21 protein-coding genes are annotated in these 23399 nt (G+C 38.3%); 14 read left to right on the plus strand and 7 right to left on the minus strand.

The window, feature by feature from the left end; all coding sequences use genetic code 11:
• Positions 1-35 precede the first annotated feature (35 nt).
• From QI30_RS13820 to QI30_RS13830, 3 genes are all read right to left on the minus strand, one after another.
• Positions 36-713, minus strand: coding sequence for a DUF554 domain-containing protein (locus QI30_RS13820; RefSeq protein WP_126991192.1), 678 nt, complete (start codon positions 711-713; stop codon positions 36-38).
• Between the two features lie 461 nt (positions 714-1174).
• Positions 1175-1747, minus strand: coding sequence for a thioredoxin family protein (locus QI30_RS13825; RefSeq protein ID WP_126991193.1), 573 nt, complete (start codon positions 1745-1747; stop codon positions 1175-1177).
• 3 nt (positions 1748-1750) lie between these two features.
• On the minus strand, positions 1751-2179 hold the full coding sequence (locus QI30_RS13830) for a disulfide oxidoreductase (RefSeq protein ID WP_126991194.1): 429 nt from the start codon (positions 2177-2179) through the stop codon (positions 1751-1753).
• A 132-nt stretch (positions 2180-2311) separates the two neighbouring features.
• Here QI30_RS13830 and QI30_RS13835 point away from each other — a divergent pair, with 132 nt between their 5' ends.
• The 3 genes from QI30_RS13835 (at position 2312) to QI30_RS13845 (ending at position 5767) form a co-directional block, all read left to right on the plus strand.
• Complete coding sequence (locus QI30_RS13835) at positions 2312-3859, plus strand: bifunctional GNAT family N-acetyltransferase/carbon-nitrogen hydrolase family protein (protein ID WP_126991195.1); 1548 nt, start codon at positions 2312-2314, stop codon at positions 3857-3859.
• A gap of 127 nt (positions 3860-3986) precedes the next feature.
• Positions 3987-5102 carry a GAF domain-containing sensor histidine kinase gene (locus QI30_RS13840; protein WP_126991196.1) on the plus strand — a complete coding sequence of 372 codons (1116 nt, stop codon included), beginning with the start codon at positions 3987-3989 and terminating at the stop codon, positions 5100-5102.
• Between the two features lie 14 nt (positions 5103-5116).
• Positions 5117-5767, plus strand: coding sequence for a response regulator transcription factor (locus QI30_RS13845; protein ID WP_126991197.1), 651 nt, complete (start codon positions 5117-5119; stop codon positions 5765-5767).
• A 36-nt stretch (positions 5768-5803) separates the two neighbouring features.
• Here the strand turns inward: QI30_RS13845 and QI30_RS13850 are convergent, their stop codons facing one another.
• The gene (locus QI30_RS13850; RefSeq protein WP_233600598.1) at positions 5804-7147 is read right to left on the minus strand and encodes a hemolysin family protein; all 1344 of its coding nucleotides are present in this window, start codon (positions 7145-7147) and stop codon (positions 5804-5806) included.
• Positions 7148-7585: 438 nt separating this feature from the next.
• On the opposite strand from QI30_RS13850, the gene QI30_RS13855 reads away from it, so the two are divergent.
• From QI30_RS13855 to QI30_RS13865, 3 genes are all read left to right on the plus strand, one after another.
• Positions 7586-9331: an ABC transporter ATP-binding protein gene (locus QI30_RS13855; protein ID WP_126991198.1), complete on the plus strand. Its 1746-nt coding sequence runs from the start codon at positions 7586-7588 to the stop codon at positions 9329-9331.
• Positions 9324-11051: an ABC transporter ATP-binding protein gene (locus QI30_RS13860; protein ID WP_126991199.1), complete on the plus strand. Its 1728-nt coding sequence runs from the start codon at positions 9324-9326 to the stop codon at positions 11049-11051. The genes QI30_RS13855 and QI30_RS13860 overlap by 8 nt, the downstream gene beginning before the upstream one ends.
• Before the next feature lie 62 nt (positions 11052-11113).
• The gene (locus tag QI30_RS13865) at positions 11114-12382 is read left to right on the plus strand and encodes an MFS transporter (protein WP_370323620.1); all 1269 of its coding nucleotides are present in this window, start codon (positions 11114-11116) and stop codon (positions 12380-12382) included.
• Here QI30_RS13865 and QI30_RS13870 read toward each other — a convergent pair.
• A complete protein-coding gene (locus QI30_RS13870) occupies positions 12373-12576 on the minus strand; it encodes a DUF5342 family protein (RefSeq protein WP_126991201.1) in 204 nt (67 codons plus the stop codon). The genes QI30_RS13865 and QI30_RS13870 overlap by 10 nt on opposite strands.
• Positions 12577-12718: 142 nt before the next feature.
• On the opposite strand from QI30_RS13870, the gene QI30_RS13875 reads away from it, so the two are divergent.
• Complete coding sequence (locus QI30_RS13875; protein ID WP_126991202.1) at positions 12719-13861, plus strand: DUF445 domain-containing protein; 1143 nt, start codon at positions 12719-12721, stop codon at positions 13859-13861.
• A gap of 12 nt (positions 13862-13873) precedes the next feature.
• Positions 13874-14221 (plus strand): YlbF family regulator, encoded by a 348-nt coding sequence (locus QI30_RS13880; RefSeq protein ID WP_126991203.1) that lies wholly within the window; start codon positions 13874-13876, stop codon positions 14219-14221.
• Between the two features lie 54 nt (positions 14222-14275).
• Here the strand turns inward: QI30_RS13880 and QI30_RS13885 are convergent, their stop codons facing one another.
• A complete protein-coding gene (locus QI30_RS13885; RefSeq protein ID WP_233600599.1) occupies positions 14276-15307 on the minus strand; it encodes a globin-coupled sensor protein in 1032 nt (343 codons plus the stop codon).
• Complete coding sequence (locus QI30_RS20265) at positions 15258-15455, minus strand: protoglobin domain-containing protein (RefSeq protein WP_233600604.1); 198 nt, start codon at positions 15453-15455, stop codon at positions 15258-15260. Before QI30_RS20265 ends, QI30_RS13885 begins: the two co-directional genes overlap by 50 nt.
• A gap of 213 nt (positions 15456-15668) precedes the next feature.
• Here QI30_RS20265 and QI30_RS13890 point away from each other — a divergent pair, with 213 nt between their 5' ends.
• From QI30_RS13890 to QI30_RS13915, 6 genes are all read left to right on the plus strand, one after another.
• A complete protein-coding gene (locus QI30_RS13890; RefSeq protein ID WP_126991204.1) occupies positions 15669-17192 on the plus strand; it encodes a coproporphyrinogen III oxidase in 1524 nt (507 codons plus the stop codon).
• Between the two features lie 143 nt (positions 17193-17335).
• Complete coding sequence (locus tag QI30_RS13895; RefSeq protein ID WP_126991205.1) at positions 17336-18166, plus strand: DUF2785 domain-containing protein; 831 nt, start codon at positions 17336-17338, stop codon at positions 18164-18166.
• Positions 18167-18719: 553 nt separating this feature from the next.
• Entirely contained in the window at positions 18720-20348 is a 1629-nt protein-coding gene (locus tag QI30_RS13900) for a peptide ABC transporter substrate-binding protein (protein WP_126991206.1), read from the plus strand.
• 86 nt (positions 20349-20434) lie between these two features.
• Positions 20435-21364, plus strand: coding sequence for an ABC transporter permease (locus QI30_RS13905; protein WP_126991207.1), 930 nt, complete (start codon positions 20435-20437; stop codon positions 21362-21364).
• Positions 21364-22299 carry an ABC transporter permease gene (locus QI30_RS13910; RefSeq protein WP_126991208.1) on the plus strand — a complete coding sequence of 312 codons (936 nt, stop codon included), beginning with the start codon at positions 21364-21366 and terminating at the stop codon, positions 22297-22299. Before QI30_RS13905 ends, QI30_RS13910 begins: the two co-directional genes overlap by 1 nt.
• 20 nt (positions 22300-22319) lie before the next feature.
• Positions 22320-23399 carry an ABC transporter ATP-binding protein gene (locus QI30_RS13915; RefSeq protein ID WP_126991209.1) on the plus strand — a complete coding sequence of 360 codons (1080 nt, stop codon included), beginning with the start codon at positions 22320-22322 and terminating at the stop codon, positions 23397-23399.

The raw sequence follows: 23399 nt of genomic DNA on the forward strand, positions 1-23399 counted from the left end.
TTCCATGAGTTAGGCGGAAGTGTTTTTTGTATAGATTAGAAAAAATGCGTGATAATAAAAAATAAGGGCGGTACGAGTAGGGCAGGAAGCATATTGAGCGATTTAAAACTTTTAATGCCGAGAATACTAAGGCCAGAAGCTAAAATCAAAATTCCGCCAATAATTGAAATCTCCGTCAGTAAATGTGCTGACATGAAATCGTTTAAATAAATAGCTAATAAATAAAATGAGCCTTGCCATACAAATAGTACAACTGCCGCAAAGGCAATGCCAATACCAAATGTAGAGGCCAAAACAATCGATGTTACAAAATCTAAAATAGCATTCGTAAATAAATATGTATAGTCACCATGAAGTGCACTATTAATCGGTCCTAAAATCGATAAGGTGCCAATGCAAAACAGTAAAATGGCGGTTGATAACCCCTTCGCTAAATCACTTTTTGAAAATCTACCGACAAGCTTATTAAACTGTGTTTCAATATCAATCATTTCGCCAATGAGTCCACCGATTGCGAGGCTTACGATAAATAGTACAGGGAAATCGCTCTTTGGCATATACTGTACAATCGCATTAATACCAAGTGCCACTGCCGCAAAGCCCATTGCCTGCATCAAAATCTCCTGATAGCGTTCCTTGATACCTTTTTTCAGAAAACTTCCTATTAAACTTCCGACAATAATCGTCAAACAGTTAAAAATCGTTCCAATCATCCAATCCCTCCAATTCGTTTAGTATAACAAAAAAGAGACAGGGACTCCTAGCTCTATTCAATTAGCGGCTTGCACAGAAAAAGAAGAAATCACGCTAGAAAATGAGATAAAGAAAAAGACATGTTCCTTCAATTGAATTTGACGGACGCTTTCCTTTAGCATGGCGGAAGCCTCCTCGTTCGCAAGCTCACTGTGGGGTCTTTCGCTCATGCTATTCTCCTAGGAGTCGCCGTCAAATTCTTTTTTCACCATCTTTTTTTGTATGCAACTAGGATTTGATTTTACCGAAATTCGAGTATAGTCGTTGAGCTATTATTTCGTTCACTGGTATGGTTGCCCACTTTATCTTAATGGCTTTCAATTTTGTTCCGTGTGAATACGCGTGTTTTTGCTCAACAAAAAAACACCTCCAACGATTTTTCTCATTGAAAGTGTCCTTTTCTTTTTAGGTCAGTTTATTTTTATGAATTTTCCATTGTTTTGAAAAATTCAGTGAAACCTTCAGCTGTTTGTTCGCCGATGACACGTCCAACTTCTTTGCCGTCTTTAAAGTAGACAAGTGTTGGTGTGGCATTGATCGCGTAGTCTGTCCAGCCTTCTTCAAACTCTAAAACATTGTATTGATAAATATGCACATCCGCTTTATCCGCTGCAGGCATTAGGATTGGTGTTGTTGCCACGCAGTGAGAGCAAGTTGGGCTGAAGAAGTATGCGAATGTTTCTTTCCCCGCATCGATTCGTTTCTTTAAATCATCCGGTAAGATGATGTTTTGATAATTTTTATCGTCTAATTGATTGATTGTTGCTTGTGTTTTCGGTTTGTAGTCACCATATAAGCCATGTGTATCGGTATCACCTGTTGCTTTTTCGCCAGTTGTTTGGTTAGCGGCACTCGTTGAATTTTCAATTTTTGCTTCGTTTTGCGATTTGTTAATGAAGTAAATCGCTGTAAAACCAAGTACAACAACAATTGCGATGATTAATAAAAGCGTTAAGCGATTGTCTTTTTTCTGTGCGGTTGTTTTTTTCGCCATGAGTTAGTGTGCTCCTTTTTTAAGTTGTTTTAACATGTAAAAACTTGTAACTGCAATTAAAATAAAAGCGGTTAACGATAGGAATGGAATCGTAATGAAGCCAAGCCAGTTAATATATTGACCAGTACAAGGGACAAGTCCGCAAGAAGCGGCATTGTCTTGTAAGTATGGAATCTTTTGTATACCATAGTGATAGAGCGCAATACAAGCGCCGATTACGGAAAAAATCGCGCTTGTGGCCGCAATTTTTACGTTGCGTTGTATGTATGCGATACCCAAAATTAGTACAAGTGGATACATAAAAATTCGTTGGAACCAACAAAATTTACAAGGCTCATATAGTTGCACCTCAGAAAAGTACAGTGAACCGAGCGTCGCAACTAGTGAAACGGTCCACATAAATAGTAGTGCATTTTCGAGTTTTCGTTGCATGAAAATTCTCCTAATTTTAGTCTATTTCTTACTCGATTATAGTGGGATTAGCGTCATAAGTAAAATAATTTTTCCCTTTTGTTTTAGAGTAGTAGAATAAGGGTACGCCTTGATTATGAAAGGGGACTAACCATGTCAGAACAATTAGACGTATCACAGTTTGAAAAAAACCTAGTCATTCGCAAAATGCAGCGTACAGACTTTGATGAAATTTTAGAAATCCAACGCAAATCTTTTCCAGGAATGGACCCATGGGAATTAGCGCATTTAAATAGCCATTTAGATATTTTCCCAGAAGGCCAAATCGTCGCAGAATTAGACGGTAAAGTCATTGCATCATGCTCAAGCTTAATTATTAACTTTGATGAATATGATGACCGCGCTACCTGGTCAGATTTAACAGATGATGGCTATATTACAAACCACAATCCAAACGGCTATAATTTATACGGTATCGAGGTAATGGTAGACCCAGCCTACCGCCGTATGAAAATCGGCCAACGTTTATATGACGCGCGAAAAGATTTAGCGCGTGAGCATAACTTGAAATCAATAATTATTGGTGGCCGTATTCCAAACTACCATAAACATATCGATGAAATGACACCACGCGAATATGTGGATGCCGTATCTCGTCATAAAGTATATGATCCAGTGTTAACATTCCAAATTAAAAATGGATTTACACTAATGCGTGTAAATCCAAACTATTTACCAGATGATGTGGCTTCTGCAAAATACGCGACATTGATGGAGTGGAATAATGTTGATTATTTACCACGTACAAAGCGTCACTATAAAACGAGCTACCCAGTACGTATTTGTGCTGTCCAATATATGATGCGTAAAATTTCAAGCTTTGAAGAATTTGCACACCAATGTGAATATTTCGTTGATGTAGCCAGTGATGCAAGCTCGGACTTTGTCGTATTCCCAGAGATTTTCACGACCCAATTAATGAGCTTTATGAACGAAAAATCACCAAGCTTAGCCGTGCGCCGCCTAACGGAATATACGGAGCAATATTTAGAGCTATTTACAAACTTAGCGATTCGCTACAATGTCAATATCATCGGCGGCTCTCACTTCGTTAAAGAGGAAGACGATGAAATTTACAATATCGCCTACTTATTCCGCCGTGATGGCACAATTGAAAAGCAATATAAAGTGCATATCACACCAAATGAACGTAAATGGTGGGGGATTTCAAGTGGCGATAAAGTCCGTGTCTTTGATACAGACTGCGGTAAAATCGCCATCCAAATTTGTTACGATATTGAGTTCCCAGAAATGGCACGTATCGCAACCGATAAAGGTGCAAATATTATTTTCACACCATTCTGTACAGATGACCGCCAAGGCTATTTACGTGTACGTTATTGCGCACAGGCACGCGCCATTGAAAACCAAATTTATACAGTCATTGCCGGAACAGTCGGCAACTTGCCACAAACAGAAAATATGGACATTCAATATGCGCAGTCAGGGATTTTTGCACCTTCTGACTTTGAATTTGCTCGCGATGGTATTGTCGGTGAAACAAGTCCAAACTTAGAAATGGTGTTAATCGGCGATGTCGATTTAGAAATTCTACGTCGTAAACGCCAAGATGGTACAGTAGCGCACTTAAAAGACCGTCGCCATGATGTGTATTCATTACACTATACAAAAGAAGATTAAGCTGTACTAAAAAGAACCGTACCTCGTGTGCGGTTCTTTTTTCATTCAAAAGTATGAGGGACTCGTGATACAAACTACTCGCAATAAACGGTACAATAGAAGTAAGTAAACGATTAGGGGGCATTTTATGCAGCCGACAGATCATTCAAATATTAGCTTATTAAAAGAAATTGCAGAGCTATTAAACGAAGAAACCGAATTACAGCCGATGCTACAAGGCGCGCTGCGTAAATTATTAGCAGGTACACGCTTTGAGACAGGATGGATTTTCTTTATTAATGGCCGCGGAAAACATGAGATGATTGCACATGAAAATTTACCAGAAGCATTAGCGCATGATAATTGTCGTTACTTATGTAAGGGCGGCTGCTGGTGCTTATCGAAATTTCGTAATAATGAACTGGAGAAAGCGTCAAATATTATCGAATGTCAACGAATTGAAAGTGCCAATGCAGCAGATGTAGGCGATAATGCGGACATTACGCATCATGCAACCGTACCGCTGCAGTCAGGACATGAACGCTTTGGCTTACTTAATGTAGCATCGCCTAATACGGTAAGCTTCTCAGATGATGATTTAGCATTACTTGAATCTGTGGCCTTTCAAATTGGTTCATCGATTAAACGGATTATGCTGACGAAGCAGGAGCAGGAAATGGCATTAGTGCAAGAACGTAACCGTTTAGCGCGTGACTTACATGACTCGGTCAATCAGCTACTATTCTCGGTGACACTGACATCACGTGCAGGCGTTGAGATGAGTGACGAGCCGATGGTGAAAGAAACATTTAAAGAAATTCAAGATTTAACACAAGAGGCTTTAACAGAAATGCGTGCACTCATTTGGCAACTACGCCCAAAAGGTTTAGAGAGTGGTATTTTGGAAGCCATTAAAGGCTATGCAGATATGCTAGGGATTCAATTGAAAGTAAATGTCACAGGTGTTGTGCAGTTGCCATCTAAAGTAGAAGAGGCATTATTCCGTTTAGCACAAGAAGCGCTGAATAATGTCCGTAAGCATTCGGGTGTGAAGGAGGCGGAGCTTTATATTACGCTGACGTCAACGGATGTTTTACTCGTTATTAAAGATGAGGGACGTGGCTTCCAATTACCAGACCGTGTCCAGCTACCATCATTAGGACTTCAAAGCATGCGTGACCGTACAACGTCATTAGGTGGCACGATTGATTGGGTAAGTGATATAGGAAAGGGTACGGAAATTTTAATTCGTATGCCATATTAGAAGGGGGATTTGTCATGATTCGTGTATTAATAGCAGATGACCATCATGTTGTACGCCGTGGCTTATTATTCTTTTTAAAAACGCAAAAGGATTTTGAAGTAGTCGGTGAGGCGGCAAATGGCAAAGAGGCCGTTGCATTAACAGCAGAGCTACAGCCTGATATTGTATTAATGGATTTAGTGATGCCTGAGATGGATGGTATTCAAGCAACGAAAAAAATTAAAGCGCAGTTTCCAGCAGTGCATGTGCTTATGCTAACGAGCTTTTCAGACCGTGACCATGTCGTGCCAGCGATTGAGGCAGGTGCGGCAGGGTATCAGCTAAAAGATATTGAGCCAGATGAGCTTGTAGAAACAATCCGCAAAATCATTGCAGGCGAAAATATTTTGCACCCAGATGCTAGTGAGCAACTAGAAGAAGCGGAAAAAGAAGAAGAAAATAGCCCCCATGTGAAACATCCACTAACACCGCGTGAACGTGATGTATTAGCAGAGCTTACAAAAGGGAAAAGCAATCGAGAAATTGCGTCCTCATTATTTGTGACAGAGAAGACGGTTAAAACGCATATTTCCAATATTTTTGCTAAGTTAGAAGTGCAAGACCGTACACAAGCAGCACTCTATGCTGTAAAACATAATTTAACAGAGCCAAGTGGCAAAGTATAAAAAAGAGCTGGAGATATAATCTCCAGCTCTTTCGTATTATTCGGCTGTTTCAACGTCCGACTCAATTGGTTGTGCAGGGGCAAGTTTTGTCACTTCAAGATATAAAATATGATGTCCTTCTAGCTCTTTGACAACAAATTGATATCCTTGCTCGATAATCTTTTCACCTTTTACTGCATCAAAGTTTTTCGTCATGACCCAACCGCCAATTGTATCGATATCATCTTCTTCGATGTTAATGCCAAGAAAATCATTCACACTTTCTAGTAGCATTTTCGCATCAAGGATGTAATGACCTTCTTTTACTTTACGTACTTCAGGAATCTCATCTGTATCGAATTCATCGCGAATATCGCCGACAATTTCTTCGATAATATCTTCGATTGTTACTAAACCAGACGTACCACCGTACTCATCCATTAAGATGGCCATATGAATACGTTCACGTTGGATTTTAAGTAATAAATCGCCAATTGGTGTTGTTTCAAATACACGAATAATTGGTCGCATATACGTTGTCACAGGTTTTGGCCCGTTGACTTCTGGGTTTTTAATGTAGGCTGTTAATAATGATTTCATATTAACAAGACCCAGCACATGGTCTTTATCGCCGTCGATAACGGGGTAACGTGTGTATTGTTCTACACCGATTACTTCAAAGACCTCTTTCAATGTAAGGTCTTTATCGATACCGACGATTTCTGTACGAGGTACCATGACTTCTTTGGCAAGACGATCATCGAATTCGAAAATGCTATTTACATAGCGATATTCAGCTTGATTAATCTCGCCGCCCTTTAGACTATCCGATAATGTTAAACGAAGCTCTTCCTCAGACATTGCGCCTTCAGATTCGCCCATACCTTTTAAACCAAACATTGCTGCGACACCTCGTGCAGAAATATTTAATAATTTAATGAATGGGAACATAACATTATGGAAAATGATTAATGGTTTGGCCGTTGCAAGTGCAACAGATTCGGCTTTTTGAATGGCTAATGTTTTCGGTGCAAGTTCACCCATAACAACGTGAATATACGTCACGATTGAGAATGAGATGATGAATGACACTAATGTTAAGACAGCGCCGCTTTCTAAACCGATTAAGTGAAAGATAGGCTCGATAACTGCTGCTACGGCCTCTTCCCCTAACCAACCAATACCTAATGATGTAATCGTAATACCTAATTGGCAGGCGGATAAATATTCATCTAAATTATCGACTACTTTTTTAGCGTTTAACGCTCGTTTATTTCCTTCAGCTACCAGCTGATTTACTCGAGTAGCTCGCGTTCGTACGATAGCAAATTCAGTTGCTACGAAGAACGCGGAGATCGCGATTAAGACAGCAACTGCTGTCAACCGTATGGCTATGTCCAAAGACTTCCTTTGTCCTTAAAGCCCGAATGAGGGGAAGGACAAAGTGTACACCTCCTATAATAAAAAATTAGTTAATAGAAATAATATAGACCAGTTAGAATGATTTTTCAAATGTTCTCAACTAAATGAGCAAAAAGTTTGTTATATGATTAAAATAGTTTATTTATACGGAAAATTAAAAATATATTGACAATTTAATGGAAACGGCGTAGCATGAAAGGCAACTAATAAAAAGGAGGTATGTACTATGATTCACATCAAAAAGCATTCACATGACAACACAACTACAAAACATATCTCCGCACAACACATTATGTAACTCGACTTTTTAAGTGTGCAGGGATTTTCTGTACACTTCTATTGTTTAGGCACGCGCTCTAACTAGGAGTGCGTGCCTTTTTGTGTTTGCGGAGCGGAGAGAAAGGAGAACATGACACTATGTTCGACATATTTAAAAAGCTTGATTGGTTTTTTAAAGAACAATGGAAGCGGTATAGTGTAGCAATTCTACTACTTATCATTTCAAGTGTGCTTGAAATTGTACCGCCAAAATTGATTGGGGACACAATCGATGCGATTCATCGTGGGCAACTTACGAGTGATTTGCTATGGCAATATACTTTTATTCTCGTAGGCATTACAGTTGTTGGCTATATTACAAACTATATATGGCAGTATCAATTATTTGGCGGCTCGAATATTTTACAATATCAACTGCGCCAAAATCTCATGCGTAAATTCTTACGTATGGCACCACCATTTTATGAGCGCAATCGTACAGGCGATTTAATGGCGCGCTCAACGAATGATTTAAATGCTGTCTCTGAAACAGCGGGTTACGGTATTATGACGATGCTTGATTCATCATTTTATTTAGTAACGATTATTTTAATGATGGGCTTTGGTGTATCGTGGCAACTAACGCTTGTGGCGATTTTACCGCTACCATTTTTAGCTTATGCGATGCAAATTATCGGTAAAAAAATTCATGAGCGTTTCGTTGAAGCACAGGCAGCCTTTGGCGATATGAATGACCGCGTGCTAGAAGGGGTTGAAGGTGTGCGTGTTGTACGAGCTTATGTGCAGGAACGTTCAATGGAAGCGCAGTTCAAAGATATGACGCAAGACGTTTACGATAAAAATATGCGTGTAGAGCGAGTCGATGCTTTATTTGCACCGATTAGTAAGATTTTGACGGCGCTTAGCTATATGCTAGGCCTTGGCTATGGTGCATACCTCGTATCGCAGGGCGTTATTACAGTTGGTGAGCTCATTACCTTTAATGTTTATTTGGGGATGGTCGTTTGGCCAATGATGGCAATTGGTGAAATGATTAATGTTATGCAGCGTGGCAATGCGTCAGCAGATCGTGTTCGCGAAACATTGGCAGAGCATGAGGATGTACCAGACCCAGAGAAGCCAATCGATATTGAGAAGCCAAGTAATATTGTCTTTGATGGCGTTAGTTTCACATATCCAACAGCTAAGCAGACAAATTTAGTGGATATGGACATTCGTCTAGAGCGCGGTGAAACACTTGGTATTGTCGGAAAAACCGGCAGTGGGAAAACAACCGTTGTAAAGCAACTACTACGTGAGTATCCACTTGGAGAAGGCGACGTGGCGTTATCCGATACAAAAATTCAGTTGCAATCAAAAGAACAAGTCCGTAAATGGATTGGCTATGTACCACAGGAGCATATTTTATTTTCACGTACGGTACGGGAAAATATTCTTTTCGGAAAACCAGATGCGACAGAGGAAGAACTATGTGCTGCCATTCGCATGGCTAATTTTGAAGAAGATTTAAAACGTCTACCACAGGGACTTGAAACGATGGTTGGTGAAAAAGGAATCTCTCTATCAGGTGGACAAAAACAACGGATTTCTATTGCGCGCGCATTAATTCGAAATCCGGAAATTCTAATTCTCGATGATTCATTATCAGCCGTTGATGCGAAAACAGAAAGTACAATTATTCATAATATCCAGGCGCTACGCAATGATAAAACGACATTAATTATTACACACCGCCTATCTGCAGTGATGCATGCAGACCGCATCATTGTATTAGAAGATGGTCATGTTATAGAAGAAGGCACACATGACGAGTTAGTTCGTGCAGGTGGCTGGTATAGCGAGCAGTTTGCACTACAACAAATTGGAGGTGATGGCGATGTTTAAAAAGCGACTCATGCACTACGCAAACTTATATAAGAAACAACTAATTATTGGTGTCAGCTTTTTATTAATCGCTGTTGCGGCAGATTTAGCAGGACCTTTAATTGCAAAAGAAATGATTGACCGTTATATTACGGATGCCAAAGCAGATGGCGTTCCGTGGCAACCCTTTTCTGTGCTGCTAGCGATTTTCTTTGGACTATCCGTAGTATCCGCGATTTTCCGTTATACGCAGTACATTATATTACAATCAGGTGCGAATAATATTATTAAAACGATGCGTAACGATGTATATGAGCATATTAATCGCCTAACGATTCGTTACTTTGATAGTCTCCCAGCTGGGAAGGTCGTATCACGTATTACAAATGATACCGAAGCTGTTCGTGATTTATTCGTGACGGTATTATCACAGTTTGCATCAAGTATTTTAACAATCTTTGGCGTCTACATCATGCTGTTTATTTTAGATTGGCGCATGGGATTAATCGTATTATGTTTACTACCAATTTTAATTGCCTTCGTGTGGTTCTACCATAAATTTGCGACAAAATTTAATCATATTATTCGTACGCGATTATCGGATATGAACGGTATGTTAAATGAGTCGATTAATGGGATGACAATTATTCAAGCATTTGGGCAAGAAAAGAAAATGGAACAAGAATTTGAAGAGATTAATAAGGACCATTATGATTATCAAAATAAGATGCTCGTCCTTGATGCAGCGACAACGCATAACTTAATCGGCTTATTACGTTCTGTGGTGTTCCTTGCATTTATTTGGTATTTTGGTTCACAAGCATTGTCAGGCTCAGAAGCATTTTCAGTTGGTCTACTTTATGTGTTCATTGATTATATTACACGACTATTTAATCCATTCATGCAAATTGTCGGACAGTTAAATCGTCTTGAACGTGCGCGTGTATCGGCACAGCGTGTACTCGAGCTATTAGAGTATGACGGAACAGAAGTAAGCAATGAGCATATGCCACGTTATAACGGACATGTCGCATTTAATGATGTGAGCTTTGCTTATAAGGACGAGGAGTATGTGCTGAAAAATATTGATTTTGAGGCGCAACCAGGAGAGACAGTGGCATTAGTGGGTCATACAGGCTCAGGTAAAAGCTCGATTATGAATTTACTCTTCCGTTTTTATGATGTCTCAAAAGGTTCGATTACCATTGATGGGCAAAATGTGAATGACAAGCCAGTGCAAACGACGCGTGAGCATATGGGCATTGTGCTACAAGACCCGTATTTATTTACAGGAACCGTCGCATCGAATATTAGCTTAAATGATCCAAGAATTTCAGATGCCAAGGTGAAAGCAGCCGTTGAAGCAGTTGGTGGATTAAAAGGCATTGAACTCGATGATAAGGTAGTAGAGCGTGGTACGACATTATCTTCTGGTCAGCGCCAGTTGATTTCATTCGCACGTGCACTTGCCTTCGATCCAGCAATTTTAATATTAGATGAAGCAACGTCGAATATTGACTCTGAGACCGAAGAAATGATTCAACGCGCAATGGATGTTTTAAAGCGGGGCCGTACAACATTTATCATTGCACACCGACTTTCTACTATTAAAAATGCTAATTTGATTTTAGTCCTAGATGCGGGGCGCATTGTCGAACGAGGGACTCATGAGGAACTCCTCGCAAAACAAGGAAAATATTATCAAATGTATCGCTTACAGTCAGGGATGCAAACAAACTAATTGAATTTTTATGTGAACGAGCGTAGCATGTATACTCGTGAAATGGAAGAAAGCGGGTGGGCATTACGAATTGGTGGAGAGATTGGGTTCATCAACTGAACTCATTCAATCGCAATGTGAAGTTGTTTATGTTTGGGAACGTCTTAATCCAGATGGGTATGGGGATTTTTGGCGTTATGTACAATTTATATATTCGCGAGCTAGGTCTCGCTGGCGAAGTAAGCGGACACGTCATTGCGATGACGGCGCTTGCTACGGCCATTATACTTGTGCCAGCAGGGTTACTTAGCGACCGTGTTGGACGCAAATGGATGATCATCATTGGTGCAGGTCTTACCGCCATCACACTAGTTGTACGGAGTGTGACGGTAACCGAGCAAACGATGCTCATTGGTGCATTTTTAACTGGACTTGTTTGGGCGTTTCCACAAGTGGCCAGTGTACCGTTTTTAGCAGAAAATTCAAAACCAAAAGAACGTATGCAGTTGTTTAGTGTACATTTTTCGCTTGTGACCATTGCAGGCGTTGCCGGGAATTTATTCGGCGGTGTCATTGCTGATGGTGCGAGTGATCTTTTCGATATTAGTGCAGCGGCAGGGATTCGTGTTGCGCTGTTAATCGGGGTTGTCTTTTTCCTTATTGGCTTACTACCAATGCTTATGATGAAAAAAGCTGTGCCTGTTGAGGACAATAAACCGAAGGCACCGCGACTTGTACAAGACCATCATGCGGTCGATTTTAAAAGTAATTTAAAAATCATCGTATTATTTGGGATTGCACAGCTAGTTATTGGGACAGGCTCAGGGCTAGTTATTCCGTATTTAAACCTTTATTTTGCCAATCGTTTTGATGCGTCGAATTCGTATATTGGCTTTATTTTAGCAATTGGCTCAGCGATGACAGCTGTCGCACAACTAATCGGACCAATTGTTGTTAAAAAAGTAGGTGAGGTAAAGGCCATTATTATTTTCCAATATGCGTCGATTCCTTTCCTATTATTAACGGCCTTTACAACGAATCTATGGGTCGCATCAATTGGCTTTTTATTCCGTCAGGCACTCATGAATGCTGCATCACCAATTCAGAGTGCTGTCGCGATGGATATTGTCCATGACAAATATAAAGGCCTCGCCAACTCGGTCAACCAAATGGTATTCCAAGTCGGCTGGGCCTCAATGGGGATTCCAGCGACATATTTAGTAACCGCCTTTGGTAGTTACTATGGCTATGTATATACATTTATTTTAACGTCGGCGCTTTATTTAACAGCGTCTACTTATTTCTACTTCACGTTTGGTAAACGATTTGAACGTTTAAAAACTCAATCGTAAACGTGAAACGCCATAAGTGCTTGAATTTCTTTTTCTAACTGTTCATCAAGCACCATATCTTTCGGCGATACGCATGTAAGCGAGCCATCTGAATTGTAGATGACTTCGTAATAGATGCTCTTATTATAGAAGTTCAGTTGCCAACCTGGCAGCTTCGAATTGTATAGAGGCTTAAATTTAAAATGTTGAATCATCGTATATCACTCCATTTCCTATTTGTAATAGTTTACCTATTTTTCTAACTTTTTGCGAACAAAGGATTTTGATATGCGATTTTTTTTGCCTCTGCTATAATGTGAACAGGCAATGATATTCGTAAAGAAGGGTGACAGCTATATGCTAGATTTATTATGGAAAATTGTCGTCATGGCTGTGATTGGCTCCGTTATTGGTGGCTTTACAAATCATATCGCTATTAAAATGTTATTCCGTCCGTTAGAGGCAAAATATCTTTTCGGCTGGCGTTTGCCATTCACACCAGGGATTATTCCAAAACGACGTGGCGCGATTGCAGAGCAACTCGGAAAAACAGTCGTCAATTATTTATTAACACCAGAAATGTTCCGCAAAAAATTCTTTAATGCTGATAATCAACAAAAGATTGAAGCGAAAGCAAATGAACTTATTCAACAATATGTTTTTGCAGAAGATAAAACGTTAAATGATTGGCTAAAGCAAGCTGGTGTAGCTGATGCACCGCAATTGATTGAACAGAAAATCGATACGGTTATCGACCAACAAGTCATGCATTTCAAAAACGTTCTTTCAAAGGATGCGATTGAAGCATTACTGCCGCCAAGCTGGACTGAAAAAGTCGATGCGAAAATTCCAGAAGTCTCAAGTTATATTTTAATGCGTGGCGACGATTATTTTGCATCAAGTGAAGGTTACTTAACAATTAAAGGGCTTATCGACAACTTCCTTGAATCAAAAGGAACACTTGGCGGTATGGTTCAAATGTTTTTAGGTGACAGTGATTCGATTGTGTTAAAAGTTCAAAAGGAAATTCATAATTTCCTTGTAGCACCTGGCACCTTTAATATGGTCAATAATATTTTAATAACTGAATGGGGTAAGCTACGCGTTCAAACCGTGCCACAAATTTTAGGTAATCTTGATTTCACAAGTGTCACACGCAACATCCAGTCATACGCGAAAAAAGAATTAGCCATTGAAACACATTTAGACAAACCACTTGTACATTACTGGCCAAAAGGCGCGCAGCATTTAGCTGACAAGGTTGTGCCACAAGTTGTAGCAGTTGGTTTTGAAAAAGCAGAAGCAAACTTAGAGACAGCTATCGCTCGTCTTGATATTGAGGAGCTTGTGCGTGAGCAAGTCGATACATTCCCGCTAGAAGTTCTTGAAAAGCTTGTACTAGGTATCACAGGTCGTGAACTAAAAATGATTACAGTTCTTGGCTTTGTGCTTGGTGGCTTTATCGGGATTTTCCAAGGGATTATTTCATACTTTATGTAGGGGGATTTACACATGATTAATATTTACGATGATTTAAACAAATTAGAAAGCACATTCCGTCAAACGGAACAATTCAATGCATTAAAAACAGCGATTGAAGAAGTGAAACAAGATGAAGCAGCGGTTGCATTATTTGCGAAATTCCGTGAACTACAAATGACACTTCAAGAAAAGCAAATGAAGGGTGAAGAAATCGGCGAGGACGAGCTACAATACGCACAAAAAACAGCGCAACTTGCTCAACAAAACCAAGCGATTTCAAAAATGCTAATGGCTGAAATGGCACTTAGCGAATTAGTACAGGAAATTAATCGTGTACTAACAAAACCAATCCAAGCAATGTATGATGGTATTCAATAATACCTTCTTCATAAAAAAAGAGCACTTTCGACAATGAAAGTGCTCTTTTTCTATTTATTTGGATTGTGCTACTAAATCAACTGATGCCATATGAATACGATTCGCATTTTCTTGAATAGTTGAGACCGCTGTATTAAGGTATTCGACATTATGCATGAGTGCATCACTGCTTTGACGTAGCGCTTGCATACGCGTTGAAATTTCTGTGAAAGATAAACCAGTTTCATGGATATCTGCATTAGATGTCACAACAAGTGTTTCTAGCGCTAGTGAGGTTTCGGCAATTTCTTTCGTTTTTATCAAACTTTTAGAAACAATACGATTAACAGTCTTCACCGCTTTTGCTGTATTTTCAGCTAGTGTACGTACTTCACTAGCTACAACAGCAAAGCCTTTGCCATGTTCACCAGCACGCGCGGCTTCAATGGATGCATTTAATGATAGTAAATTGGTTTCACTCGCGATATCAGCAATTAGACTCGCAATATCGTTGATTTGATTATTTAAGTCATGAAGTTCATCGATGTCATGTTTAACTAGTTGCATCGTTTCCTGAAGTTCGGTACTATTTTCTTCAGTGGCAAATAAGCGTTGTTGCTCTTCCGTTGCAGAGCGAACAACTTCATCGGATAATGTATGATTATGTGCAGACATTTTTTTTAGGTCATTTAATACCGTAACAATCGATGAAATCGAATCATTTGTTTCTGCAGCAACTGTACTAAGCGCAGAAGAGTTTGAGCGTACGGATTCTACAATCGCTAAATTCACTTCATTTTTTTTCATCAAGGCTTGTTCATAATCAGATGCATATAATTCTAGAACGATTTGCTGTTCCACATTTAAAATTTTTAAAATCGCTTTTAAAATTTCAAAACGTTCTTTTGTGTTATAAGCTGTATTTTCAACAATAATAAAAAAGCCGTTTAACAAATCTTGAAATGCACACATATACCATTTAGGTGCCAAACCAATACGTGCGTGAACAGATGCAATACGCTGTCTTTTTGCTACAAATTGTTCATCAATGACCCCATCAAATAATTCTCCGAGATGATGAGATAATGTTTTTTTTGAGGCGTTCAAATGTACTATTATCTTGAATGATTTGTTGTAAAGATGGCTCCTTTTGAAGATTTAAATAAAAATTTTCAACAAGGGACGTTAAATTTTCTTTTAAAATGGGCCGCATCAAACGCAAAATCGCTAAATCACGTAAGGTTAAGGAAATCATTTCGAGCTGTGTATAGATATCGTTACTTAAATTATTTTCAATACACACATTAGGTAATTCAGACTCTATACTATTTTCAATAGATAATTCATAAGATACTTTATTCCATGTGTTAAAGATTATGATAAAACCCCCATTTTTTATTAATTTTATTTACTTATACCTATAAAAATTTTTATTTAAACTAAATTCGAAAGAAGTTGAACCAATCAAATGAAATTAATTTCATTAAATAAAACGTATCCTCAAGATTGGATACGTCAAATTACGCATATCGCCAATCTATTTTTTGAGGATTCGAAAGTAGCGAAAAAAGAGCAAGAAGTTGACTTGAAAGTTCATTTCACATCGCAAGTAGACGAAGATTATACCGTGCATGCTACCTGTGAATTACAAGAGCAAGCAAGTGGTGCGACGTTTTATACAACGTTTGACCAACCATACGAAACACTAGGAACAGACCATGAGCAGAATATTCGTTTAAAACGCGCCGTGTCATATGTATTGTTAGAGGCATTAGAGCAATTAACGGATATGCATCAAAAATGGGGCATCCTTACAGGGATTCGTCCAACGAAGCTTTATCATAAGTTTCGTAAGCAAGGCTATACAAAGGAAGCTATTCGCGAAAAACTGGTGACAGAATTCCGTTTGTCACATGAAAAAATCGATTTATTAGAGCGTATTGTAGCCGTACAATTGAAAACAATTCCTGATTTAGACACGATTGGCGATGAGGTTAGTATTTATATTGGTATTCCATTCTGTCCGACAAAATGTGCGTATTGTACGTTCCCAGCTTATGCGATTCAAAGTAATCGTAAACAAGGTCGTGTAAATACATTCCTCGATGGATTGCATATTGAACTTGAACGTATGGGGCAATGGCTTACTGAAAATGATATGAAGATTACATCGATTTACTGGGGTGGGGGTACGCCTACTTCGATCGAGGCAGATGAAATGGACGCTTTATATGAAACAATGTACAAACATTTCCCACATCCTGAAACAATTCGTGAAGTAACGGTAGAGGCAGGACGTCCGGATACGATTACATCTGAAAAATTAGCCGTATTACGTAAATGGGGCATTGATCGTATTAGTGTTAATCCACAGTCGTATACAGATGAAACATTAAAAGCCATTGGGCGTCATCATAGCGTACAAGAAACAATTGATAAATTCTGGCTTGCACGTGAAGAAGGCATGAATAATATCAATATGGATTTAATCATCGGCTTACCGAATGAGGGTCTTGAAGAGTTTGAACATTCATTAGCAGAATCTGAAAAAATGATGCCAGAATCTTTAACAGTGCATACATTATCGTTCAAGCGTGCCTCAGAAATGACGCATAACCGTGATAAATATCAAGTCGCGGACCGTAAAACGGCTGAAGCGATGATGCATCGTGCACATGAATGGACAGATGAGCATGATTACGCGCCGTACTATTTATACCGTCAAAAAAATATTTTAGGCAATTTAGAAAACGTCGGTTACTCAAAACCTGGCGAGGAAAGTATCTATAATATTGTCATTATGGAAGAAGTACAAACAATCATTGGACTGGGCTGCGGTGCTTCAAGTAAATTCGTTGATGCACAAACAGGGCGCATCACCCAACACCACAATCCAAAAGAGCCAGCCGCATACATTTTGACGTATGAAGAGGCCATTGAAAAGAAAATTGAGATTTTAAATGAACTTTATGGTAAAAAAGTACAAAAATAAGGGAATAAAGATAGTAACAACGAAAAAGTCGTTGCGACTGTCTTTTTCTTTTTCACAATATAAAGTGAAAAATTCTTTGAGCGAGCGACTTGGAAATTGCTACAATAGGCTTGATGAATAGAGTATAGAATGGGGTTGAGAAAATGACCATTACAATAGAAAGACTACAAGAACTAATTGAACAAGATGTTACATTGCATCGTATGAATGATGACGAGCTGATTCAACAAGTACTGCCATCACTTGAAACACTCGATCAACAACTGCGAGCACAATTATTAGCTTTTTTAGAGCGATTTGCAACGAACGAAAATATTAATGCATCGAGAAAAGAACGCGTTATATTGGAGCTGATTAGTGACGATTATTTATTCTATAATCAAGGAATGCTTAATAGTAACGAGCTATATAAACGTTCTTACAGTATGAAAGCACTTGGCTTTTTTATTGATGCACATAACGAAGTACCTTTTATAGACAATGCAACATATGATGCTATATATCGTGCAGTGATGTTGTACCTTCAATTAGAAGAAGATGTACGTAGTTACGGTAAAGAAGGAGGACTTGTGCAGCCTGTAGCTTATGCAGTGGATGCACTTGAGAAATTAATGGATGATGAGCGCTTTCCAAAAGAACAAAGCGCGAATCTTTTTCGTGTAGTAGCTAATAAAATTGCATGTTCATCTGTTCTTTATATTGGTGATGAAAAAGAGGTATTATCAAAAACGATTATGAAATTATTAAAAATTCATTTGGATGAAAAAGTGATTGAGGATTTCTTTATACGTGTTCCGAAATTTATGACTTCACAGAATGAAAAGTTACGTTCAGACGAGCAATTGTATTTGTATAAAAATGTTACGGGTTTTTTATATGTATTCCATTTGTACATTTATCGTAGAAATATGCATAATTCGCTACTCAAAAGCATTGAACATTGCTTAGAGAAATTAGTACCTTCCATGAAATAAAAAGATATTAAATAAACAAAAAGGCTACGTTTGACGTAGCCTTTTTTATTTGAATATTCATAAGAAAGATATATTTGTATAATAATTAAATGATTTTATTTTTAAATACTAAAAAATGACATCTGATAACGACAAAATTATCGTAAAATTCAGAAAAAATATTATTATAATAGCAATAATTCAAAAAATTTATAGGTAATAGAGATGAAAAAAAGATATAAAAAATAGAAAAGACATAAAAAAAGTGACTTTATAAAAAATATGGTAAATTATTTTATTGAATTGTGACGATATTCATTCTATTCAGAAAACTATAAAAATGCAGTGAAATTAATAAAAATAGCATTAAAAAGCCGTTTGAAAGAGAATTATTTTATAAAAATACATAATCTTTAAAAATGTTTCATTAAAATAAACTGTTCTAAATTAAATAAATTGTTTCTGATTTGAAAATTTTCGGAATACTTCTTTCTTTCTATTTATTTGTTTGATATAGTATTAATACGTTATAAATATAACGCAAATCTTTATAGGCATTAGAGGGGAACACAACATGAAGAAAAACTTTTTATGGGTAGCAATCCTCGCAGCTCTTACATTAGTGCTCGGTGCATGTGGCTTTGGCGGCGGAGATGAAAAGTCTGAAGATTCTAAATCTGATGGCAAAACATTAAATCTTTCAATTGCTTCAGAACCACCTAGCTTACATCCGCAATTAGCGACAGATACACAATCTGGATCAATCTTAAACGGGGTATTCGAAGGTTTAACTCGTGTAGATGAAAAAGGTGAAGTTGAAAACGCAATCGCAGAAGATGTAAAAGTTAGCGATGATAAACTTACTTATACGTTCACATTACGTGACGATGCAAAATGGTCAAATGGTGACCAAGTAACAGCAGGAGATTTCGAGTACGCTTGGAAATGGGCTTTAGAACCTAAAAATGCGTCTCAATACTCTTACATTTTCTACGCTATTAAAGGCGCAGAAGCTTACAACACAGGTAAAGGTAAAGCAGACGCTGTTGGTGTGAAAGCGATTGATGATAAAACATTAGAAGTAACACTTAATAACCCAACACCTTATTTCTTAGAATTAACAGCATTCTATTCTTATATGCCAATCAATAAAAAAGTGGCTGAGAAAAATGATAAATGGTACGCAGATGCTGGTGAAGACTACGTAACAAACGGACCATACACACTAAAAGAATGGAAACACAACGACAAAGTAACATTAGCTAAATCAGATAGCTACTGGGATAAAGACAGTGTAGATGTTGATACAATCAACATTGCAATGATCGAATCTTCAGCAACAGCTAGTCGTATGTTTGAAAGTGGCGACTTAGATTTCCTAGGCTCTCCATTCCAATCAGTATCTCTTGATAAAATTGATACATACAAAAAAGACAAATCACTACAAATCTCGGATATTGCATCTGTATACCTATACAAATTCAATACAAAAGATGACGTAATGAAAAACAAAAACATTCGTAAAGCTTTAACATTAGCAATCAACCGTCAAGGATTAATTGACAATGTAATTAAAGGTGAACAAAAACCTGCTAATGGTATCGTACCAATGTCAATCAATGGATGGGATTCTCAACAAACATTCTTTAAAGATAACGACATGAAAGGTGCGAAAGAAGCACTTGCTAAAGGGATGAAAGAACTTGGCATCAAAAATGCTTCTGACATCAACATCAAACTTTCAATCAACACAGATGAAGCACATGCTGCAATTGCACAATATGTTCAAGAAGGCTGGCATAAAAACTTAGGTGTGAATGTAACAATTGACAACTCTGAATGGCAAGTTTACTTAGACAAAGTGGACGGCGGTGACTTCGAAGTAGCTCGTATGGGTTGGACAGCTGACTACAATGATTCAACTTCATTCTTAGATCTTTACACAACAGCTGATAACGGCAATAACCAAACTGGTTGGGAAAGCAAAGAATACCAATCATTAATGGCGAAAGCACAAAAAGAAACAGATGTTGAAAAACGTCTAGCATTCTTACAAAAAGCAGAAGCTGTGTTTATGGCTGATTATCCAGCTGCACCAATCTATGATTACACTTCTCTATTCGTAGTGAAAGACGGAATCACAGGTATGGAGCCAGATGTATTAGGTAACATCAACCTTAAAGATGTAAAAATTGCGAAATAATTCGCACACTAGATTTACCAATGGACTGCAGGCTAAGCCTAGCAGTCCTCTTATTCTATTATTAAGAGGTTAAGGAGGCTGAAAGAATGATTAAATATATTTTCAAGCGTTTATTGTACATTGTTGCCGCATTATTCGTCATCGTAACACTAACATTCTTCCTAATGAGAATTGCCCCTGGTAGCCCGTTTGCTTCTGAAAAAAGCTTACCGCCAGAAATTGAAGCAGCGCTACAAGAAGAATATGGTTTAAACAATCCTTGGTACATCCAGTATAAGGACTATTTAGTATCTACAGCACAATTTGATTTTGGTGAATCAATGAAATACAAAGGTCGCTCAACAAATGATATGATTGCGGAAAGTTTCCCAATTTCGTTAACACTAGGTGTTGAAGCGATGATTTTAGCGGTCGGACTCGGCGTTTTAGTCGGAGTTATTACATCGCTGTATCATAATAGATTCCCGGATTATCTCGGTACGACAATTGCCGTGCTAGGAATATCCGTCCCTTCCTTTATATTAGCGGGTCTTCTACAGTACTTCGTAGGTCTGAAAATGCAGCTCCTTCCAATTAGTGGATGGAACGGCTTCATCTACAGTATTATGCCGGCCTTTGCAATCGCCGTTACACATATGGGCTTTATCGCTAAACTTGTGCGTTCATCTATGCTTGAACAAAACAGTAGTGAATATGTGAAGATGGCACGTGCAAAAGGGCTCGGTAAATGGACGACCGTCTTCAAACATACCCTTCGAAATGCACTTCTACCAGTAGTTACTTACTTAGGACCACTATTTGCAGGGGTTATCACAGGTAGTTTCATCGTCGAACAAATCTTCGCGATTCCTGGTCTAGGTAAATACTTCGTAACAAGTATTACAAACCGTGATTACACGGTTATCATGGGTACGACAGTGTTCTACTCAATTATCTTATTATTAGCAGTATTAATCGTCGATATTATTTATGGATTAATCGATCCACGAATTAATCTGAAAGGAGGAAAAAAATAATGACTCAATCAAATGAGAATTTACCGAAAATTTCAAAAGATAAATTTACGGTTGTTGGTGGTAAGCATGATCAAACAGATCAGCTAGCCGCAAAATCAGTATCGTTCTGGAAAGAAGTGCGTTTACGCTTCATGCATAATAAACTAGCGATTGTTGGGTTCTTTATTTTAATCATCGTTGCGTTAATGGCTATTTTCGTACCATGGTTATCTCCTTATAGCTATCGCGAACAATTAGGTGTCTACAATGCACCACCTTCAGCTTCACATTGGTTCGGTACAGATGACCTTGGTCGTGACATCTTTGTACGTGCTTGGATGGGTGCCCGTATTTCTCTATTCATTGGTATTACAGCTGCAGTTATCGATTTAATTATCGGTGTTGCATGGGGTTCTATTGCAGGTCTTGTAGGTGGTCGTGTGGATGATATCATGATGCGTATTGCCGATGTATTAACTGCAGTACCTTACCTATTAGTAGTAATCATCCTTTTAGTTGTATTACAACCAGGTTTATTACCAATGATTATTGCACTTTCAATCACAGGTTGGGTAAACATGGCTCGTATTGTTCGTGGCGAAGTTCTTTCTATTAAGAGTCGAGAATATGTATTAGCAGCCCGTACATTAGGTGCTAATACAACACATATTATTATGAAACACTTAGTACCCAATGCATTAGGTGCTATTTTAGTAACAATGACATTAACGATTCCAAGCGCGATTTTCACAGAATCATTCTTAAGTTATTTAGGTTTAGGTGTACCACAACCAATGGCTTCTTGGGGTACGATGGCATCTGACGGTAACAACGCGTTAGATACAGCGCCGTGGCGTTTAATCTTCCCAGCTATTTTAATCTCTGTCACAATCTTTGCATTTAATGCAGTAGGCGATGGCTTACGCGATGCGCTAGATCCAAAACTTCGTAAGTAAATAATAAAGTAGGTGAGAAAATGAGTGAAAATTTATTAGAAGTAAAAAATTTAAAAATCAACTTCAAAACATATGCAGGTATCGTACAAGCCGTACGTGGCGTAAACTTCGAAGTCAAACAAGGTGAAACTCTTTGTATCGTAGGTGAATCAGGTTCAGGTAAATCTGTAACAAGTAATGCGTTAATGAAACTCATTCCTCAGCCACCTGGTATCTATGCAGAAGGCCAGATTTTATTTGATGGTCGTGACCTTGTACCAATGACTGAAAAAGAAATGACGAAAATCCGTGGTAATGAAATTGCGATGATTTTCCAAGATCCAATGACAGCGTTGAATCCAACAATGCGTATTGGTAAGCAAATCATGGAAGTTATTTTAAAACATAAAAAAAATACATCAAAAGCAGAAGCGAAAAAACGTGCAATTGAATTAATTGATCAAGTCGGTATTCCATTCCCAGAGCAACGTTTTAAACAATACCCACATGAATTTTCGGGTGGTATGCGTCAACGTATTGTTATCGCGATTGCGCTTGCAGCGGAACCAAAATTACTAATTGCGGATGAACCAACAACGGCACTTGATGTAACGATTCAAGCACAAATCATTGAGTTAATGAAAGAAATTCAACGTACAAGTAATACAGCGATTATTTTCATTACTCATGACCTTGGTGTTGTCGCAAATATTGCGGATCGTGTGGCTGTTATGTATGCGGGTCAAATTGTTGAATATGGTACAGCGAACGAAATCTTCTATAATCCAAAACATCCATACACTTGGGGTTTACTTGGCTCAATGCCAGACCTTGATAATAATGCGGATGAATTATTGCGTACGATTCCAGGTTCACCACCAGATTTAATCCATCCACCAGTAGGGGATGCTTTTGCAGCACGTAATGAATTTGCGATGCAAATCGATTACGAACAAGATCCACCAATGTTCCAAGTTAGTGATTCGCATTTTGCAAAAACATGGTTACTTCACCCGGATGCACCTCATGTACCAGTACCAGAAGCGGTGCTTAAACGTATCGAAGGGTATATTCAAAAGAATAAAGAAGCAGGTATTGATTTAGGAAAGGTTGGTGAATAA

The organism is Candidatus Kurthia intestinigallinarum, assembly GCF_003991225.1.
In the GTDB taxonomy this organism is placed as follows: domain Bacteria; phylum Bacillota; class Bacilli; order Bacillales_A; family Planococcaceae; genus Kurthia; species Kurthia populi.

What these genes read in the sequence shown, in the direction of transcription:
- QI30_RS13820 (WP_126991192.1), bottom strand. Translation starts at nt 713, where the DNA reads ATGATTGGAACGATTTTTAACTGTTTGACGATTATTGTCGGAAGTTTA.
- QI30_RS13825 (WP_126991193.1), bottom strand. Translation starts at nt 1,747, where the DNA reads ATGGCGAAAAAAACAACCGCACAGAAAAAAGACAATCGCTTAACGCTT.
- QI30_RS13830 (WP_126991194.1), bottom strand. Translation starts at nt 2,179, where the DNA reads ATGCAACGAAAACTCGAAAATGCACTACTATTTATGTGGACCGTTTCA.
- QI30_RS13835 (WP_126991195.1), top strand. Translation starts at nt 2,312, where the DNA reads ATGTCAGAACAATTAGACGTATCACAGTTTGAAAAAAACCTAGTCATT.
- QI30_RS13840 (WP_126991196.1), top strand. Translation starts at nt 3,987, where the DNA reads ATGCAGCCGACAGATCATTCAAATATTAGCTTATTAAAAGAAATTGCA.
- QI30_RS13845 (WP_126991197.1), top strand. Translation starts at nt 5,117, where the DNA reads ATGATTCGTGTATTAATAGCAGATGACCATCATGTTGTACGCCGTGGC.
- QI30_RS13855 (WP_126991198.1), top strand. Translation starts at nt 7,586, where the DNA reads ATGTTCGACATATTTAAAAAGCTTGATTGGTTTTTTAAAGAACAATGG.
- QI30_RS13860 (WP_126991199.1), top strand. Translation starts at nt 9,324, where the DNA reads ATGTTTAAAAAGCGACTCATGCACTACGCAAACTTATATAAGAAACAA.
- QI30_RS13870 (WP_126991201.1), bottom strand. Translation starts at nt 12,576, where the DNA reads ATGATTCAACATTTTAAATTTAAGCCTCTATACAATTCGAAGCTGCCA.
- QI30_RS13875 (WP_126991202.1), top strand. Translation starts at nt 12,719, where the DNA reads ATGCTAGATTTATTATGGAAAATTGTCGTCATGGCTGTGATTGGCTCC.
- QI30_RS13880 (WP_126991203.1), top strand. Translation starts at nt 13,874, where the DNA reads ATGATTAATATTTACGATGATTTAAACAAATTAGAAAGCACATTCCGT.
- QI30_RS20265 (WP_233600604.1), bottom strand. Translation starts at nt 15,455, where the DNA reads ATGATTTCCTTAACCTTACGTGATTTAGCGATTTTGCGTTTGATGCGG.
- QI30_RS13890 (WP_126991204.1), top strand. Translation starts at nt 15,669, where the DNA reads ATGAAATTAATTTCATTAAATAAAACGTATCCTCAAGATTGGATACGT.
- QI30_RS13895 (WP_126991205.1), top strand. Translation starts at nt 17,336, where the DNA reads ATGACCATTACAATAGAAAGACTACAAGAACTAATTGAACAAGATGTT.
- QI30_RS13900 (WP_126991206.1), top strand. Translation starts at nt 18,720, where the DNA reads ATGAAGAAAAACTTTTTATGGGTAGCAATCCTCGCAGCTCTTACATTA.
- QI30_RS13905 (WP_126991207.1), top strand. Translation starts at nt 20,435, where the DNA reads ATGATTAAATATATTTTCAAGCGTTTATTGTACATTGTTGCCGCATTA.
- QI30_RS13910 (WP_126991208.1), top strand. Translation starts at nt 21,364, where the DNA reads ATGACTCAATCAAATGAGAATTTACCGAAAATTTCAAAAGATAAATTT.
- QI30_RS13915 (WP_126991209.1), top strand. Translation starts at nt 22,320, where the DNA reads ATGAGTGAAAATTTATTAGAAGTAAAAAATTTAAAAATCAACTTCAAA.